The 18,847-nt window shown below is 63.4% G+C and carries 13 protein-coding genes and 1 pseudogene; 13 read left to right on the top strand and 1 reads right to left on the bottom strand.

Annotation, left to right across the window (positions count from 1 at the left end; genetic code table 11):
* Positions 1-6 precede the first annotated feature (6 nt).
* The 8 genes and pseudogenes from H5V43_RS16855 (at position 7) to H5V43_RS16890 (ending at position 11,447) form a co-directional block, all read left to right on the top strand.
* On the top strand, positions 7-978 hold the full coding sequence (locus H5V43_RS16855; protein WP_193666893.1) for a Gfo/Idh/MocA family protein: 972 nt from the start codon (positions 7-9) through the stop codon (positions 976-978).
* Between the two features lie 255 nt (positions 979-1,233).
* Complete coding sequence (locus H5V43_RS16860; protein ID WP_025550086.1) at positions 1,234-2,304, top strand: PLP-dependent cysteine synthase family protein; 1,071 nt, start codon at positions 1,234-1,236, stop codon at positions 2,302-2,304.
* A 101-nt stretch (positions 2,305-2,405) separates the two neighbouring features.
* A pseudogene (locus H5V43_RS16865) lies at positions 2,406-5,956 on the top strand (hydantoinase B/oxoprolinase family protein).
* A complete protein-coding gene (locus tag H5V43_RS16870) occupies positions 5,953-6,951 on the top strand; it encodes a DUF2891 domain-containing protein (RefSeq protein ID WP_037483246.1) in 999 nt (332 codons plus the stop codon). Before H5V43_RS16865 ends, H5V43_RS16870 begins: the two are co-directional and overlap by 4 nt.
* A gap of 78 nt (positions 6,952-7,029) precedes the next feature.
* A complete protein-coding gene (locus H5V43_RS16875) occupies positions 7,030-7,692 on the top strand; it encodes a peroxiredoxin (protein WP_025550088.1) in 663 nt (220 codons plus the stop codon).
* On the top strand, positions 7,685-8,074 hold the full coding sequence (locus H5V43_RS16880) for an ArsR/SmtB family transcription factor (protein ID WP_025550089.1): 390 nt from the start codon (positions 7,685-7,687) through the stop codon (positions 8,072-8,074). The genes H5V43_RS16875 and H5V43_RS16880 overlap by 8 nt, the downstream gene beginning before the upstream one ends.
* A 286-nt stretch (positions 8,075-8,360) precedes the next feature.
* Entirely contained in the window at positions 8,361-9,338 is a 978-nt protein-coding gene (gene trxB / locus H5V43_RS16885) for a thioredoxin-disulfide reductase (protein WP_025550090.1), read from the top strand.
* 69 nt (positions 9,339-9,407) lie between these two features.
* Positions 9,408-11,447, top strand: a complete 2,040-nt coding sequence (locus H5V43_RS16890; RefSeq protein WP_025550091.1) for a M3 family metallopeptidase — start codon at positions 9,408-9,410, stop codon at positions 11,445-11,447.
* Between the two features lie 40 nt (positions 11,448-11,487).
* Here H5V43_RS16890 and H5V43_RS16895 read toward each other — a convergent pair whose 3' ends face one another.
* The gene (locus H5V43_RS16895) at positions 11,488-11,982 is read right to left on the bottom strand and encodes an Lrp/AsnC family transcriptional regulator (RefSeq protein WP_025550092.1); all 495 of its coding nucleotides are present in this window, start codon (positions 11,980-11,982) and stop codon (positions 11,488-11,490) included.
* A gap of 377 nt (positions 11,983-12,359) precedes the next feature.
* On the opposite strand from H5V43_RS16895, the gene H5V43_RS16900 reads away from it, so the two are divergent.
* The 5 genes from H5V43_RS16900 to H5V43_RS16920 all read left to right on the top strand — a co-directional run bounded on the left by H5V43_RS16900 (position 12,360) and on the right by H5V43_RS16920 (position 18,672).
* Positions 12,360-14,738: a TonB-dependent siderophore receptor gene (locus H5V43_RS16900; RefSeq protein ID WP_146001652.1), complete on the top strand. Its 2,379-nt coding sequence runs from the start codon at positions 12,360-12,362 to the stop codon at positions 14,736-14,738.
* 3 nt (positions 14,739-14,741) lie between these two features.
* Positions 14,742-16,568: an ABC transporter ATP-binding protein/permease gene (locus tag H5V43_RS16905; protein WP_128830884.1), complete on the top strand. Its 1,827-nt coding sequence runs from the start codon at positions 14,742-14,744 to the stop codon at positions 16,566-16,568.
* On the top strand, positions 16,561-17,373 hold the full coding sequence (locus H5V43_RS16910; RefSeq protein WP_025551987.1) for a hypothetical protein: 813 nt from the start codon (positions 16,561-16,563) through the stop codon (positions 17,371-17,373). The genes H5V43_RS16905 and H5V43_RS16910 overlap by 8 nt, the downstream gene beginning before the upstream one ends.
* Before the next feature lie 76 nt (positions 17,374-17,449).
* Positions 17,450-17,785, top strand: coding sequence for a thioredoxin (gene trxA, locus H5V43_RS16915; RefSeq protein ID WP_025551985.1), 336 nt, complete (start codon positions 17,450-17,452; stop codon positions 17,783-17,785).
* Positions 17,782-18,672 carry a hypothetical protein gene (locus H5V43_RS16920; RefSeq protein ID WP_025551983.1) on the top strand — a complete coding sequence of 297 codons (891 nt, stop codon included), beginning with the start codon at positions 17,782-17,784 and terminating at the stop codon, positions 18,670-18,672. The genes trxA and H5V43_RS16920 overlap by 4 nt, the downstream gene beginning before the upstream one ends.
* Positions 18,673-18,847: the final 175 nt, after the last annotated feature.

An 18,847-nucleotide genomic window follows, 5' to 3' on the forward strand; every position in this document is an offset into this window, starting at 1 on the left:
GCGCCAATGGCCGGCCAGGCGTTCAGCCTGCATCCTGTCCAGACAAGAGGATTTACCGTGGAGCCTGTCCGATTGGGTCTCGTGGGCATCGGCAAGATCGCCAGGGACCAGCATCTGCCCGCCATCGCCGCCGACCGCCGCTTCCGCCTTGCCGCCACTGCCAGTCGTCAGGGCCGCGTGGAGGGGATCGACGGCTATCATGACATTGAGGATATGATCGGAGCCTGCCGACTGGACGCGGTTTCACTCTGCACGCCGCCGGATGGGCGCTATGCACAGGCGCTGACCGCCCTGGAAGCCGGGCTGCATGTCATGCTGGAAAAGCCGCCGACAGTGACGCTTTCGCATATCGCGGCACTGACGCAGGCCGCGCGGGCGGCAGGCGTGACGCTCTTTGCAACCTGGCACTCGCGCGAGGCGGCGGGTGTGGCTCCAGCGCGCGCGTGGCTTGCCGATAAACGCATTCTCGCCGTCCGGATCGACTGGCGCGAAGACATCCGCCGCTGGCATCCGGATCAGGAATGGATACTCGGTTCGGGGGGCTTTGGCGTATTCGACCCCGGCATCAACGCCCTGTCGATTGCGACCGAGATCCTGCCGCACGAACTGCTGCTTGAGCAGGCCAGCCTGGATGTGCCGGCAGGACGCATGTCTCCCATCGCCGCCGAGCTCAGGATGCGCTGCGGCGATGCCGCAGTGCACGCAATATTCGACTTTCTCGAAACCGGCCTGCAGATTTGGTCCATAGAAGTCGATACCGACGCCGGCACCCTGCGCCTCGCCATGGGCGGCAGCATATTGCAACTTCCCGGCGAACCGGAGAGCATTGCGGCGGACCGGGAATATGCACGCCTCTACGCCCGGTTCGCGGAGTTGATCGCAGCGGGGCAAAGCGATGTGGATATAAGGCCGCTACGGCTTGTCTCCGACGCCTTCCTGATTGCGGAGCGGCGGATCACCGAAGCCTTCGCATTCTAATGGCTCCCTATATCGGGATTATCGTAAAGCGGTCTTTCGCATTTGGGGGGTGTGGTCTGGATAGCCGAAGTTGACCTGTTCGAACGCAAACACTTTCAATATTACCTGAATCGTGTAATGAAAATTTCGCCGGCGTTTCGCTGGCGGAGCTGGAAGTGGAGGGAACGGGCTGATGAGCGGCATATCGCCAATCACCGCTGGTGGCACGATCGATAAGTTGCACGGCAAGTTTCGAGCCGGCGGGAACGTCGCGGCATGTTGAGGCAGGACGTTCGTGAATGGCGCGCGGAGGCGGTACGTCGGATCGAGGCGGACTATAATCGCTCAGCCGACACGCATTTGATCCGCCTGGATCTGCCCCGCTATCCCGGTATCACCCTCTACCTCAAGGATGAGAGCTCACATCCCACCGGCAGCCTGAAGCATCGGCTGGCGCGTTCGCTGTTCCTTTATGCGCTTTGCAGCGGCTGGATCGGGCCCGATACATGCGTGATCGAAGCTTCCTCCGGCTCGACCGCGGTGAGCGAGGCCTATTTTTCGCGCATGCTCGGGCTTCGCTTCATCGCCGTCGTGCCGGCCAGCACGGCCGCGCCCAAGCTGGAGGCGATCCGCTTCTATGGTGGCGAGATCCATCCGGTTGAAGATCCGCGCAAGGTCTATGAGGTGGCGCATGAGCTGGCGGCCCAGACCGGCGGCCACTATCTCGACCAGTTCACCTATGCGGAACGGGCGACCGACTGGCGCGGCAACAACAATATCGCCGAATCGATTTTCGCGCAGATGGCGCATGAGGAACACCCCGTTCCATCCTGGATCGTTTGCGGCGCGGGAACGGGTGGAACCTCCGCGACGATCGGCCGCTTCATCCGTTACCAGCGTCACACCACCCGGCTGTGCGTCGCCGATCCGCTCCATTCGGTCTTCCATCGCCATTTCGATGCCGCCGATGTGGTCGCCTTGCCCGAAGGTTGCGCGTCCTACATCGAGGGGATCGGGCGGCCGCGGGTGGAGCCCAGTTTCCTGCCCTCGGTCATCGACCGGATGCTCGCAGTCGATGATGCCGACAGCCTTGGGGCGATGCGCGCCTTGTCCGACCGGCTCGGCCGACGGGTCGGCGGTTCGACGGGAACCAATCTGGTGGCGTGCGAGGCGCTGATCCGGGAAATGGCGTCTGCTGGCGAAACAGGAAGCGTCGTGACGCTGCTGTGCGACAGCGGAGACCGCTATGGCTGCACCTATTATGACGATGACTGGATGGCCGAACGTGACATTTGCTGGGCGCCATCTGCCGCCCGGCTGGCGTCGTTTCTGGCGCTCGACCGCTGATGGCGCACTGACATGAGCGTCGCTGGCCACAACGGGCGCACCGAACGGGCGCGACGCGATCGCCTGTGGCCGATCGTGCGCCGACATGGCAAGGATGCGGCATGACTGGCTGGCGGTTCTGGATCGATCGGGGCGGCACGTTCACCGATGTCGTGGCGCGGAAGCCGGGCGGTGAAATCGTCACGGCCAAGCTCCTGTCGGAAGACCCGGAACGCTACGAGGATGCCGCGGTTGAAGCGATTCGGCGGCTGACGGAAGGCGCGCCTGTCGATTTCGAGCTGCGGATCGGCACGACGGTCGCGACCAATGCTCTGCTGGAGCGCAAGGGCGAGCCGACCGTGCTGGCCATCACGCGCGGATTTGGTGACGCGTTGCTGATCGGCCATCAGGAAAGGCCCGACATCTTCGCGCGCGATCCGCACCGGCCGCCGCCCCTTTTTTCCCGGACGATAGAGGTCGAGGAACGGGTCGCCGAAGACGGCCGGGTCTTGCAGCCGCTGGACAGGGTGAAAGCGGCAGAGCATCTCGGGCACGCGTTCGAGGCGGGATACAGGGCCATCGCCATCGTGCTGATGCACGGGTGGCGTTTCCCGATGCACGAGGCGGCGCTGATGGCGCTGGCGGAACGGCAGGGATTCACGCAGATTTCCGTCAGTCATCGCGTCGCGCCCGTGGTGAAGCTCATCGGCCGCGGCGACACGACCGTCGCCGACGCCTATCTGTCGCCGGTCGTCCGGAACTATGTCGAATGGTTGACCGCCGCCCTTGAAAGGGAGGCGCTGTTCATGCAGTCTTCCGGGGGTCTGGTTGCCGGCAAGGCTTTCCGGGGAAAGGATGCGATCCTTTCCGGCCCGGCGGGCGGCATCGTCGGCATGACGGTCACTGCGGCCCAGGCCGGCTTCGACCGCGTGATCGGCTTCGACATGGGCGGGACCTCGACCGATGTCTCCCACTATGCCGGCGAGTTCGAGCGGGATTCGGAGACGATCGTCGCGGGCGTGCGCGTTCGGGTCCCGATGCTCCGCATCCACACCGTCGCGGCGGGCGGCGGATCGATCTGCCGCCTCGACAACGGGCGCGTTGTGGTGGGGCCTGAAAGCGCCGGGGCGGTGCCCGGTCCTGCCTGCTACAGGCGCGGCGGCCCCTTGACGGTCACCGACTGCAACCTTCTGCTGGGGAAACTCCGCCCGGAATATTTTCCGGCGCTGTTCGGACCCGACGGGAACCTTCCGCTCGACCGCGAAGCGGTGGAAGCGCGATTTGCCGAGCTTCCGCTCGATCCGGCAAGCGCGGCGGAGGGGTTCGTCGCCGTGGCGGTCGCGAACATGGCCAATGCGATCCGCACCATTTCCGTCGCGCGGGGCCATGACGTGACCCGGTATGTCCTGGCGTGCTTCGGCGGTGCGGGCGGGCAGCATGCCTGCCTTGTCGCTGATGCGCTGGCGATGGATCGGGTGATGATCCATCCTCTCGCGGGGGTGTTGTCCGCCTACGGCATGGGACTTGCGGACCGGCGCGAGGTTCGGGAGGCGAGCCTCGGCACGCCGGCGTCCGATCGGGCAGCATTGGTCAGCGCGCTGGACGCGCTGGCCGAGCAGGCGCGCGAAGCGCTGCGGCGGCAGGGCGTCGATCCGGCGTCGATCAAGGTCGATCAGCGCGTTCATCTGCGTCGCGGCGATACGGAGCATACGATCGAGATTCCCTTCGGCGAGACGGACGCGATGGCCGCCGCGTTCGATGCGGCGCACCGTGCGCAGTTCGGCTTCGACGCCCGCGCGGCCCTGATTGTCGACCGTATGGTTGCGGAGGCGATCTCGGCATCGGATGTTTCCCAGGACGCTGTGGTTTCCCTGCCGCGCGCGCCGTCGCCGCCGCTGGATTCAGCGCCTGTCCGAATGGCCGGCGCCTGGCGGGAAGCGGCGGTGCACGCGCGCGAGCGGCTGCCGGCCGGCGCGATCGTGAAAGGACCCGCCCTGATCATCGACGCCGTGTCCACGACAGTCGTGGAGCCGGGATGGCGCGCCAGTGTCGATCCGCAGGGCAGCCTGATCCTGGACCGCGTCGAACCCCGCACGAACGAGGTCGTGGCCGACGCCACGCAAGCGGATCCTGTCCGTCTTACGATCTTCGCCGGGCTGTTCATGAACATAGCCGAGGAAATGGGGGCGGCGCTCCAGCGCACGGCAACCTCCGTCAACATCCGCGAACGGCTGGATTTCAGCTGCGCGCTATTCGATGCCAGCGGCAATCTCGTCGCCAATGCGCCGCACATCCCGGTGCATCTCGGCTCGATGGGGGACAGCATCCGCACGATCATCGCTGACCGTGGCGACTGCCGCGACGGACGGGGTATGCGCCGGGGTGACGCCTATGCGCTCAACGCACCCTATCGTGGCGGCACGCATCTGCCCGACATCACCGTCATCATGCCCGTGTTCGCAGACGAAGCGGCCGACAAGCCGACCTGGTTCGTCGCCGCGCGCGGTCACCATGCCGATGTGGGCGGCGTGACGCCGGGATCGATGCCGCCCAACAGTCGCACCCTTCAGGAGGAGGGCGTGCTGCTCGACAATGTCCTGGTGGTCGATGAGGGACGGTTCCTTGAAACCGAACTGCGTCTGATGTTTGCCGCTGGCCCGTATCCGGCGCGGAATATCGACCAGAACATCGCCGATCTCACCGCTCAACTCGCCGCCTGTGCAAGGGGGGCGGAGGGTCTGGCTCACATGGCCGAAAGTCATGGAGCCGATGTCGTCACCGCCTATATGGAGCATGTCCAGGCACATTCGGACGCAGCGGTTCGCCGGCTCTTGCCGACGCTGGCGAATGGGGCGTTCGCCTATGAGATGGACGATGGCGCGGTCGTGCGGGTCCAGATAAGGATCGACCGCGAGCGGGAGCGGTTGTCGGTCGATTTCACAGGCACCAGTGCGCAGCGCCAAAATAACTTCAATGCGCCTGCTGCCATCGTGCGGGCAGCCGTGCTGTACGTCGTGCGCACGATGCTGGATGATGCGATCCCGCTCAACGACGGCTGTCTGCGTCACGTGGACATTCATATTCCCGAAGGTTCGATGCTGAAGCCGTGCCATCCCGCGGCGGTGGTCGCCGGCAATGTCGAAACCAGCCAGGTGGTCACCGACGCGCTGTTCGGGGGCTGGGCGCGGTTGCCGCTTCGCAGGGCACGATGAACAATCTTACCCTGGGCGACGACGCGTACCAATATTATGAAACCATCGCGGGCGGTGCGGGGGCCGGACCGGGGTTTGACGGTGCATCCGTGATCCAGACCCACATGACCAACAGCCGCATGACCGACCCCGAGATATTCGAGGGGCGGACATCCTGTCTCGTCGAGGCCTTCGCGATACGCCGCGGTTCTGGCGGCGAAGGCCTGAACCGCGGCGGCGACGGCGCCGTGCGGCGAATTCGTTTCCTTCGCCCGATGACCGCCTGCCTGCTCGCCAATCGGCATCGGGTGCCTCCGTTCGGTCTTGACGGCGGCAAAAACGGCGCAGCCGGCGCCGTGCGGATCGAGCGCGCCAGCGGACATATCGAGCCGCTTGGCTCGACGGCAGAAGTCGATATGCAGACAGGCGACGTGCTGGTCGTCGAGACGCCGGGCGGCGGCGGTTTTGGTCGATTGCCATGATGCTGGACGAGGCGATGGCGGGCCGCTTCCTTCGGCTGACGCTGGGGCACCTCACGCGCGAATGGCCGTACAAGCTCGATCAGATACTTGCCTCGCCGGACGATCTGGCGACGCCACGTTCGCTCCATCCGGCGTTCTACGGCAGTTTCGATTGGCACAGCTGCGTCCATGGCTGGTGGCAGGTCATGCGGCTCTGCCGGCTGTTCCCGCATCTTCCCGAGGTCCAGGCGGTCGACGCGCTTGCCGACGGCACGCTGACTCAAGAGGCGATCATGGGCGAGTGCATGTCGCTCGATCGTCCCATGGCCGCCGCCTTCGAGCGGCCCTATGGCTGGGGATGGCTTCTGGCGCTTCACGACGAACTCGCCTTCCGGCCTGCACGGCCGTGGGCGGAGGCTTTGGCGCCCTTGGCCGAACGGATCGCTGACCGTCTTGCCGCCTACCTGCCCCGGCTTTGCTACCCGGTGCGCAGCGGCAAGCACGATAATACGGCCTTTGCCCTGGTGCACGCGCTTCGTTGGGCACGACGCCGCAGAGCGGATCTGGCATTGCTGATCGAGGAGCGGGCGACCGGCTGGTTCGGCGGCGACCGGGCGGCACGGCCATGGGAGCCGAGCGGCGAGGACTTCCTGTCGCCCACATTATGCGAAGCCATGTTGATGCGCGAGGTGGGCGGCGAGAGATTTGCCGGCTGGCTGGCCGCGTTCATGCCGGACCCGTTCGGGGACGATATGCGCGCCCTCACGTCCCCCGCGACGGTGACCGACCGAACCGACGGGCGGCTGGCACATATGGACGGGCTCAATCTTTCGCGCGCATGGTGCTGGTTCTCGCTGGCGCCCTTTCTGCCCCTGCCCGAACGGATAAGGGACATCGCCTCGATCCATCTGGGTTCGGCGCTGCCCCACCTTGCCGACGACTATATGGGCGAGCACTGGCTTGCGACCTTCGCTGTCCTCGCCCTGACGGCGGACGATGGCCATGTGGCGGCCTGATCGCGGAAATAGCCGCAACTTGCGCTCTGTCGCGCGAACCGCTCTTTGCTCGCGCCGCAAGCTTTTGTAGGAGGGGTGATGACCTCCAGCCCGTGCCTTCCCGACCCCGGCTCCGTGCAGCGACGGCCGGCTTTGCGCATCGGCGATGCGGCGCCGAATTTTCGCGCCCGTACCACCATGGGCGAAGTCCAGCTTCGCGACTTCCGTGGCCGCTGGCTGATCTTGTTCGCCCACCCGGCCGACTTCACGCCTGTTTGCACGAGCGAGTTCATTGCGCTGGCTCGCGCGGCCGACGAATTCGCCAGGCGCGATTGCGATCTACTGGGGCTCTCGGTCGACAGCCTGTATTCGCATCTGGCCTGGATCGATGTCATTCGCCAGCGCCTGGGCGTGACCATATCGTTTCCCATCATCGAAGATCCGTCGATGGCGATCGGGGAAGCCTATGGCATGGTGGATCGCAGCGACCCCGACAGCTCGTCGGTGCGCGCGGTCTACTTCATCGATCCGGACGGCATCGTTCGGGCGATGATATGGTACCCCTTGTCGGTCGGCCGCTCCGTGGACGAGCTGCTGCGCATGCTGGACGCGCTCCAGAAGACGGCCACGGGAGAGGTGCTGGCGCCCGAGGGATGGCGGCCCGGACGATCGGTCCTCCTGCCCGCGCCCCAGCATGGGAGCGCGCTGGGCGAGGCGGGGGACGAGCTCTGGTTTTATCGCGAGCGTCCCGATCATGGCTGATCCGATCGACCGGGCGACAGCGACCGAGATCGTGGAGCGATTGCGGGTCTTTGCCCAGCCGCAAAGACTGGCGATCCTGACGGCCCTTCTTCAAGGCGAACAGTCGGTGGCCGCCATCGATGCCGCCACGGGGATCGGCCAGCCGGCCCTGAGCCAACAATTGGGCGAGCTTCGGCGTGCAGAACTCGTCGCCCAGCGGCGGGATGCCAAGTCCGTCGTTTACCGGTTGATCGACGAGCGGACCGCCGCTGTGGTGCGGATCGTTGTCGCCGCCTTCGGCAGCAACGATCCGCTCGAAGCCGGGATAAGGCGCGAGGATGCTCCCGCACGGCGCGCTCACGTCGGATCGGCGGCCATGTTCGCGGTGGTGGACAGAAGCTGAGGCTGGAGACCCGGTCAGCGTCATGACCCATCATGTGCGATGCGCCTGGCGGCTGCATCGAAGTCGCGCGCCAATCGAAAACCATCGCCGCCCGCGCAGCCGGAACGTGAAGAAAGGGGAGGCGGCCTGACGTTGCGGGGTCGGAACAGTGGGCGACTTCCCGGCGGAGCGGCCGATTGCGCGATGGCGGGTCCGATCACAGCGGCATCTTGTCTGTTTCTTTATTTATGAAACTGTGTAATAGGCTGCGGCGACTGGTTCGACGAATATAGGCAAGGGGTAAGGAATGCCGCGTGATCGCCATAGCAAGGTGCTCATCATTGGCTCGGGGCCGGCGGGCTACACCGCGGCGGTCTATGCGGCGCGTGCCGCGCTGAAGCCCCTGTTGATCGAAGGGATGCAGCCCGGTGGTCAGCTTACCATCACCACCGATGTCGAGAACTGGCCGGGGGACAGGAGCGTGCTGGGTCCCGACCTGATGGCGCGGATGGCTGCCCAGGTGGCGCATGTCGGCACGGAGGTCGTTTCCGACACGATCGTTGAGGTCGATCTTGCCGCAACGCCGTTCGTCGCGGTTGGGGACAGCGGCGCGCGCTATACGGGCGATACCGTCGTCATCGCGACGGGGGCGTCGGCACGCTGGCTGGGGCTCGACAGCGAGACGCGGTATCGCGGCGCGGGCGTATCCGCTTGCGCGACTTGCGATGGCTTCTTCTATCGCGACCGCGTGGTTGCCGTGGTGGGCGGCGGAAACACCGCGGTCGAGGAAGCGCTGTACCTCACCAATTTCGCTGAAAAGGTCTATTTGATCCATCGCAGGGGTGAACTGCGCGCCGACCGCACCAACCAGGCGCGCCTCCATGCCAATCCCAAGATCGAGATGGTCTGGCATGCCGAAGTGGCCGAGGTCCGGGGCGATGGCCGCGTCGTAACGGGTGTCGAGCTTCGCGATGTCCGTAATGGGCAAGCGCGTGCGCTGGCCGTCGATGGGTTGTTCGTGGCGATCGGGCACGATCCCGCCACGTCGCTGTTCGCCGGTCAGATCGCGATGGATGCGGAGGGCTATATTCTGGTGACCCCCGGTTCGACCGCCACCAGCGTGCCCGGCATATTCGCGGCCGGTGACGTGCAGGACAAGCTGTTTCGTCAGGCCGTGACGTCCGCCGGCATGGGTTGCATGGCGGCGTTGGAGGCCGAGCGTTATCTTGCAGGCCATATGCCTCACGCCATCGCCGCGGAGCCCGGGGCGCCCGTCACTGTCTGAGCGCGTCGGCGCGTGCGGCACAGGCCGGGCGCCACGCTGCCATGTCCTTTCTGTTTCGAAGAGGTACCCATGCCGATCAACGCGCTGCTGCAAGCGAATGAACTGCCTCCGTTCGGGGCGATCACGCCGGAGGCGGTCGGATCCGCGCTGGATGTCGCCATTGCGGCGCAGGATGCGGTCATCGAAGCGCTGGTCCGGCACCGGCCCACCGCGTTCGCGGAGACATGGCTTCCGCTCGAGCGGGCCGGGGTTGCGATCGAGGCGCTCTGGTCGGCGGTTTATCATCTGCATGCCGTGGCGGACACGCCGGAACTCCGCGCTGCTTATGCCGCAGGCGAGGCCAGGCTGGTGGAAGCCGATATGCGCAAGCGACAGAATCGCGATCTGTTCGATGTTCTGACGGCGCTCTCCACATCGCCCGGCTTCGCAGAACGGCCGGCTGCCGATCGGGTCGCGGTCGAGCATGCCCTGCGCGACTTCAGGCTGTCCGGCGTGGCGCTGGAACCAGAGGCACGGGCAAGCTACGCCGAGATGTCGGTCGAACTGTCCCGGCTTTCGACCGAATTTGCGAGCGCCGTGCTCGACGCGACCGATGCCTGGTCCGAGCTGGTGACCGATGAAGCGCTGCTCGCTGGGATTTCCGACACGGACAAGGATATGTTCCGTGCGGCCGCTCTCGCAATGGGACGAGAGGGGTGGCTGGTCACATTGCAGCAACCGAGCGTCAACGCCGTGCTGACTTTCGCCGAAAATCGCGAACTTCGCGCCCGTGTGTACGAAGCCTATGGCACGCGCGGCTCCGATCAGGGACCGCAGGCCGGGAAGTTCGACAATTCCGCGAGGATCGCGCGAATTCTGGAATTGAGGCGCCAGGCAGCGCATCTGTTGGGCTTCGCCGATCCGGTCGACTGGTCGCTTGCCACCAAGATGGCGAACGACGCCGGCGAGATTCTTGCCTTCCTGCGAGACCTCGCAAAGCGCGCCAAGCCGGTGGCAGAGCGCGACCTTGCGGAATTGCGCGACCATGCCGCCGCCGAACTGGGAATCGAAACCCTCCAGCCATGGGACATCGGCTTCACCGCAAACCGTTTGCGGCAGGCGCGTTACTCGGTCGATGAACAGGCGGTGCGCGCATATTTTCCGGTTCAGCGTGTCCTCCAGGGTTGGGGAACGCTTCTCAAGCGCCTTTTCGGCATCAGCCTGATCGAACGTCGGGATGTCGCGCTGTGGCACGAGGACGCCCGCTACTTCGATGTAGCCGACGAGAGCGGCGCGGCGATTGCCGGTTTGTACCTCGATCTGCACGCGCGGACGGGCAAGCGCGGCGGCGCGTGGATGGCTCCAGCGCGTCCTCGGCTGAGCGATGGCGATATGATCGGCGTGCCGGTCGCCTATATGGTCTGCAACTTCACGCCGAAAAGCGAAGCGGCGCCTTCGCTGCTATCTCATACCGATGTGCTGACGCTCCTTCACGAGACCGGACATTGCCTCCACCACCTCTTCACGCGGGTCGATCGGCCGAGCATCGCGGGAACGACGGGCTTCGAGTGGGACGCGATCGAGTTGCCGAGCCAGCTCATGGAGGATTTCGCCTGGGATCGCGATGTGTTGACCGGCATGTCGGGTCATCATGTGACCGGCGAACCTTTGCCGCAGTCGCTGTTCGACAGGCTGTCCGCAGCCCGGCACTTCCAGTCGGGGATGTTCATCGTCAGGCAGGTGGAGTTGTCGATGTTCGACATCCTGCTGCATCTGGGTACGATGGGCTCCGATCCGATGGAGGTGATCGAGGCGGTCCGCGAAGAGGTCGCCGTCGTCCGCCCGCCCGCGTGGCACCGCTTCCCGCATGCTTTCACGCATATCTTCGCGGGAAGCTATGCTGCGGGCTACTATAGCTATCTCTGGGCAGAGATACTCGCAGCTGATGGGTTTCAAAGGTTCGCGGAAGCCGGCCTTGTCGATCGCTCGACCGGCGAGTTGTTTCGCGACGAGGTCCTCTCCAGGGGAGCCAGCCGCCCGGCGGCCAACAGCTTCCGCGCCTTTCGCGGCCGGGACCCCGACAACAGCGCGATCCTGAAGCGGCACGGGTTGATCGTGGAGCACCGTTGAGGCGCACGATGCCCTGTAAACCAGCGCATGCCGAAATGGATTACTCAGCCGAGTCCGGGGACGTGTTCAATGGCAAAGGCAGGGGAATGGCGCTTGAATTGCGATATTCCCCCACTGCGAAGGACGTCGAAACTTCGGTGAGGCGAACTTTGCTGGTCAGCACCTTGTAGAATGAGTCGAAACCCGCAATGTCGGGCAGAAGGACCTTGATGATGTAATCAACGCTGCCGGCAAGCCTGTAAAACTCGATGACCTGCGGTATGCTTAAAACCGCCTGTTGAAAAGTGGTGTTCCATTCCTCGGAATGCTCCGCTGCCTTGACGTTGACAAAGGCTATCAGATGAAACCCCAATGAAGACGGATTTAATACGGTCACTCGCCTCTTGATGACGCCGCGGTCTTCAAAAGATTTGATCCTCTTCCAGCAGGCATTCTGGGACAGCCCCACGAGTTCGGCAACCTCCTTGATCGTTACATTGGCATTATCCTGCACAATCCCCAATATCTTGATGTCGTGAAGGTCGAAATCGTGCACGTCGCTCTCCTTAATGCCCGGCGTCGATTTTGCCGTGAGGGCATAGCGATTTCGGGTCAATAGATCAGCCAAGATCGGCGCTGAATGTGGCATGGCACCATAGCTGAAGGCTGCCGGGACGACGAGACAGCGAAACGAAAAACCACCGCAAACTCCGCATGATAAAGAAAATTAGATTATTCGCCATATAAAGCGAACATAATCCCTTGAATATATCAATATGGCGAATTAATGTCGCTCCTGCCAACCCGAGATGGGATAACGATTCGCCGTCACCTCGCCCCTTCTTCTTCCGTTTCAGCGCAAACTCGACAAATGCGCTGCAAGGAGCGCGGCAGCTGCGGAGATGGTCATGCCAGCCTGGATTGCGATGTTCGGTGAAACAGATCCCGGGCATCGAGGCACGAAAGGGAGGACTCGAAATGAGGTGGGGAACTACAACCGCTGTGGTGGCGCTGGCCGTGTGCGGCGCGCAACAGGCTTATGGGCAGACCGTCACGCGCTACGACTTCGATGTTGCGGCAGGCCCGCGGCGGCAGGTCATCCAGACAATCGCCGGTATCGCTGGTGCTGACGTATCGTTCGCTGACGCGGCCGACAAGGGTCTCGATCAGGTCGTGGGGCCTGTACGCGGTAATTTGACACTTGCGCAAGCCCTTCGGGAGGCGCTGGCAGGCAGCAAGTGGTTCGTCGAGACGGCGGGTAACGGACAGGTTCGTATCGCCCGCTCCGGCGGAAACGCGGACATCATCGTCACTGGCAGGCGCGATCCTCTTCGCAAGGAGGACTCCAATCTTCTCACCCGCTCCGACACGCCCTTGAAGGATACGCCGGGAACGATCGTGTCGGTGACGCAATCGGTGCTCGCAACCCAGAACACGACTTCATTGAACGAAGCTATTCGGAACCTGCCGGGCGTGACTTATACCCCAGGTCCGCCGAGCCAGATCAGTTCACGTGGGGACAGCACGCGGGGCGCTTCGTTCACCAACGGCCTCCGGAACTCGATTGCGGGGGGAGACGCGCCTACGATCGACGTGGAGTCGATCGAGGTTTTGAAAGGACCGTCATCCGTTCTGACCGGAACCTCGGTGGCTGGCGGCCTGGTCAATCTCAACCCGAAAAGGGCGACGGGGACAAGCCTTCCCCAATTCGACTTCGGCGTGGGCAGCAACGACTATATTCGTGGTTCAGTGGATGTCGGAGGAACGATATCCGAATCCGACCGGCTGTATTGGCGTTTTGTCGGCTTGTCGGAGCATGCGGACCGGCAAAGCAATGGAGGGCAAAATCCACATTCCTATGCGGCTTCCGCGATCTTCGGTTACCGGGACAATGGATGGAAGATCGACGCAAGTTCCCAAGTCTACGACACTCGCATTGTCTACGGCAAACTATATTATGCAGACCCGACGACAAACACCGTTCAGCCGGTGACCATTTTTTCCAACGATAACAACTATTATAAAACCCGGTCGCTGTCGCAGAATCTGGGCGTCGAACGCGATCTTGTCACGTCCGAGGCGTTCACGCTCCGCTTGCGATCGCGAATGCGGTATCAATATGCCGAGCAGACCCTTCAAAACCAGCTTTATCAGGGCAAGTATAATTTCGGCGGCGCCATCGGCATCATCGACTTGGTGACAGGCAACAACAGTTTCTCGAAAAACTATCAGTTCAGCTCATCGAGCGACCTTTACGCCAAGCTTGAGACCGGATCGGTCACGCAGCAATTTATCGTCGCTTTCGATTATTCATGGCAGAAGATCAACCAGATCGCATCCGGTTATAGCGCATTGGTCCCCTTCCAGCCGCTTCCTTCGCTTGGGTCTATTCCCGACAGCAGCAATCCCAACAGGAATGAGCTGCGGGCAACCCGCAAGGATTACGGCCTCGTGATTCAGGACCAGATAAGCTGGGGCCCCTTTCATGCCCTCCTCAGTGCGCGCCAGACCTGGTACGATTTGACAAGTCGGCAGGTCTTTTACCCCTATCTTATCAACAACGACGCGGATCAGCGCATCAGCAAGCTGCTGCCGACCGGCGGATTGGTCTTTAGCGCCACGAAATGGGCGTCAATCTATTACACCTATCAGAAGGCCGTAACCCCCCCTAATTTGGGGGTCCGGACCTATCGGGGGGCGCCATTTCCGGCCGCCATCAGCACAGGGCACGAAGCCGGCGTCAAGCTGGAGCTTTTCGGTGGCCGCCTTTCGGTAACCGGCGACTATTTCCGAAAGGACAACAACAATTATCCCCTGATCGATCCGGCGCATCCGGGTTTTTACATTCCCGGTCCCGGGCAGAAGTCGGAGGGTTTCGAGATCAATCAAAGTGGGAAGATCACGCCAACGCTGTTCCTGCAGAGCGGATTTGCCTACACCACCTCCAGAAGCGCAACACCCCTTGTTTCAGCGCCGCGTTATCAGGCAAATGCCTGGCTGCTGAAGTCCTTCACGCTTGGCGACAGGCAGCAACTCGACATCGGCTTTGGCGGCAACTATCAGAGCAATGTCAATCTGGTTAAGACCGATTCCTTGACCGGCATAACCACTTATCCGAAGTTTCCGAATAAATATGTTCGTTTCGATGCCGCCGTCGGTTATACCTACGGTCCATATAAGCTGAACCTGACGGTCAACAATCTGTTCGATCGGTTCAATATTTATACGCCGCTGGTGGCCAACAGCCTTTACCAGGGGGTCGGCCGGGAATTTCGGCTCGTCTTCACCGCGGCTTTGCCGAAATCGAGGTAGAATGTGACCGCGAGCGTATCCGACATTGGTGCTGATGCCGTAGTCGCGACCGAATGTCCCCCGGATTTTGCACATCGCAATGTCTGGGGAGACGTCGCCTACATGGTCCGCCTCCTTGCGTTTCACGTCAGGCGGGACTGGATTTTTGCCGTGCCTTTGTGGGTTCTTTTGCTAGGCGCGGGCGCGGTCGGCTCTTACCTGCAATTGCGGTACATCAGGGAGCTTGCAAACGTCACCAACGGTCTGGTCGTCAGCAATCGTCCTGCCGTGGTCGCCGCGCTGACAGGCGCGGTGGTCTTCATCGTCCTGACCGCAATCCATCATGGCTTGCAATCGGCACTCGCCTATACCCTGCGTATCCGCATCAGGACGGCGCTCACGGGCGAGCTATTGAGGCGGTGGCTGGGCGGCCGCGGCTTTTATCGTCCGTTGCAGGACCACGCGCTCGACCATCCCGAACAGCGGGTCCAGGAAGATGTCTATAATTTTGGCCTGTATCTTATTCAGCTGGCTCCCGCGCTGGTTACGTCGGCCACGACGTTCTATCTTTACTCCAACCAGTTATGGCTGCTGTCTTCACCGCTGCCAGTCTCCATGCCGTCCGGCGGGCAGATCATCATACCACGGGCGCTCTATGTTCTGGCGATCGCGACGGCGATCGTCGCGACGCTCAGCGCTCACCTGATCGGCCGGATCTATACGCGGCTGGACGTGGTGCGGCAGCGGATCGAGGCAGGTTTCCGCCACGATCTCGGGCAGGCCCGCGAATTTGCCGAACAGATCGTTCTGGGCGGCGGGCAGGCGCTCGAGGAAGCCCGTGCCCGGCACGACTATGCACTGATCCGGCGGAACTGGCGACCGTACACGGGGAGTGCCGCGAGCCTTGAGGCGGTGCGGGTGCTGATCACCCTGTTGGCGTCGGTCATTCCGACTGTCCTTCTCTTCCCACTCGTTCTGGCCGGCAAGATGCAGGTCGGCGACCTTACCATCGCGGGGGTGGCATTCGGCGCGGTGTTTCACGCATTTGGCAGCATCTCGACAAATTATGACGGATTTGCGCTCCTGCGATCGGCGTCCCAGCGTATCCAGCTGATGGACGAGTCGCTGTCATATGAGCAGTCCTCGGGCTTCGTGCACGCCGCTGCCGACAGGCCTGAGTTTGCGGTGCGCGACCTGGAAGTACGAACTGCGGCCGGCCATAAGCTGTTCTCGATCGACAAGCTCACGATCGGCGCCGGAGAGCGCTGGCTGGTGCGGGGCATGTCCGGATCGGGCAAGAGCACCTTCTTCCGGGTCATGTCTGGCATCTGGCCGTTTGGATCGGGCACGGTAGAGCATCCGTCGCAAGGATCGAGGGTCATGTTCCTGCCGCAGAAGCCTTATCTGCCGAATGGCACGTTGGCGGAGCTGCTGAGCTATCCCAGTCCTTCCGATGCGTTCGCCCCGGCGGACTATCGTGCAGTGCTGACGGACATTCGGCTTGAGCGCCTGATCGGCGACATCGGCGCCGCGCGGAGCTGGGCGAAACGGCTTTCTCCCGGGGAACAGCAGCGCGTGGTGCTCGCCCGGGCGCTGCTGCAAAAGCCCGATTTCCTGTTCCTGGACGAGGCGACGAGCTCGCTCGATCCCAAGACGGAAGCGGCGATGTTCGACGTGCTTGCCCGGCGACTGCCCGACACGTCGCTCGTCACGATCGCCCATACCGACCGGCTGACTCGATATCATAGCCATCAGCTGCAGATCGAGAATGGTGGGGTCACGATCGCCGAGCTCAAGGGGGCTGCCGAGGGGGCGCTAATCAACCAGTCTGAAAGATCCCATAATGACTGAGCACAATCAGAGGTTACAGGACGTGGCCGCCGCCGCCGACCCGGTCGCCCCGCTTTTCACTGACGGTTCGCGCTCTGCGGCGCTGATCGAATGGGCAGGATCGCGAGGCATTGATGCGGCCACCATCCTGCTTGCAGGCGAATTGTCCCGCATGGACGAGCATGGACAGGCGGCTTTCGTCACGGCCATTGTGGAAGAAGCGCGAATCCAGCCGGGGGACGGGCTGCGTTGGTTGCTGTGGTTGTGGAACGATGCGCCGACGCCGATACGGTCCCGCCTGTCCGAAGAGCGCGACATTCGGGCGGTCGAGGAAGTCATGGAGATCCACCGGCGCGCGCTTGCCGGAGAGGCGGTCAGCAACCCGGTCTGGCGCGCGGCCCGCCGGCAGTTCGCAGCGGCGATGACGCCGGAAGCTCCCGCGGCAGCGGTCGAAGCGATCATGTCGTCGATGTGGGACCTCCATGCGACGCCGGGAGCCGTGGCCGACGTCGCCAGCACCTGGATAGTCCAATCCAGCGCTGCGGATGCCTTTGAACCGGCAGGCTGGACGGCAGCCGAGCATCATCGGGTGCAATCGACCTGGGACGCCTATGGCATCGAGCAGGCGCATCATAACCGCAGGCTGCCCGGCGAAGACGATGCCGCCTTCGGTGAACGCCTGCAGCGATACACGCTGGAGAACCCCGTCCCGCTCAGCTCGGACGATTTCGACAATTGGCGGACCTGGCAGGCGGAGCGGCAGAAGATCATGACCGCGCGCGTTGAAGAATTGCGGGCCGGATTGCGCGGCATCGTCAGCCGCTGACCCCTTCACCCAACACATCACGCCCCTTCTTCCCGTTTGAGAACGGCGAAGATCGGCCACCATTGAGGAACATATCATGGCAAATATCCCATCGGCCACCGACGCAACCTTCGAGGAAAAGGTCCTGAAGTCGGACATTCCCGTGCTTGTCGACTTTACGGCGGCCTGGTGCGGGCCGTGCAAGGCGATGGCGCCGGCGATCGAGGACCTTGCGCGCGAATATGAGGGCGAGGCGGCAGTCTATCTGGTCGACATCGACGAGAATCCCGACACCCGTCATGCCCAGGGCATCATGGGCGTCCCCACGTTCATGATCTTCAACCGCGGTGAACTGGTGGAACGGTTCACCGGCAGCATGAGCCGGTCGAAATTGGCAGCGGCGCTGGAAGCCGCCATCGAGGCCGCCCAGTGAGCATCGCGAGCAGGCGCGCTCTGCTGACGCTGATCGCGGAGGCCGAGCGGAACGGCGATGCGGCGGCATTGCCCTTCTATGCAACGCCGGCGGCGGAGGTCTCGGCTTTTGCAGCCCGATATGATCTCGACCTCAGTTTCCTGAACCTGATCATGACCTTCGCGACCGGCGACGCGGGCTTCTGGCGCCAGGTCGTTGAAGCACTGCCGCCAGGCGCGGACGGCCGGATTGCCGCTGCGCGCTGGATCGAATGGCTATGGACGGATGCGGAGACCGGACTTCGAAATCGGGTTGGCCACGCTGCGCTGCGGGCGAGCGGGGACAGGGTCTGCGACCTCCAGCGCCGTGCCGCTGCGGGCGAGGACGTGGCTCGCAGCGACTGGCGGCAGGTGCGGGCCAGGCTGGTGAGCCGCGATGGCGACGATGCCGTGCAGGCGGCAGCGATCGAGGGGATTGCCGCGGCAGCCTGGGACCTTGGCAGCGCGCCTGGCGCAGCGGCCGACATGATCTACGCCTGGAAGGCCATGCTGTTCGCCGAGGTCGGCCGAGACCTGGAGTGGACCGCGGAAAAGCAATCCGCGGCCAACGAGCGCTTCGATCGCATGGCCGCCTCCGCCCGTGCAAACGCGGACGCCGCCGTGCAGCAGGCAAGAGCGGAAGGCACTGACGTAGCGCCTGAGGGAGGACCCATCGAGACGACGCCCTTCTATCGCGACGTCTATAACAAGGGTGTGGCCGACTTCATCGCCGCCAATCCTTCCGACCTCGATCTTTATGGCCAGCGGACGCGGGCCACGGTCGACAATATGTACCAGCTCGGTCGTGACGGTTTGTTGCGCCAGGTCGCCTCGCTCTCCACCGCGCCGGCTTCGATGGTGAGCGCCTGAAACGGCGGTGACGGGCCGTATGGGCGACGGGGCAGGATCAAACAGGATGTCATCGGCCGTACAGCGACTGGACTGGGTGAGGAGGAACGGGATCGTGCGTGGCTCAGGCGACGGTTATCTCCTGAAAAGCAGGGAAGATTTGGCGCAGATCGCGCGAGACGCAGCAAACCGCGCC

It is taken from the genome of Sphingobium fuliginis (assembly GCF_015074805.1).
GTDB lineage: Bacteria > Pseudomonadota > Alphaproteobacteria > Sphingomonadales > Sphingomonadaceae > Sphingobium > Sphingobium fuliginis.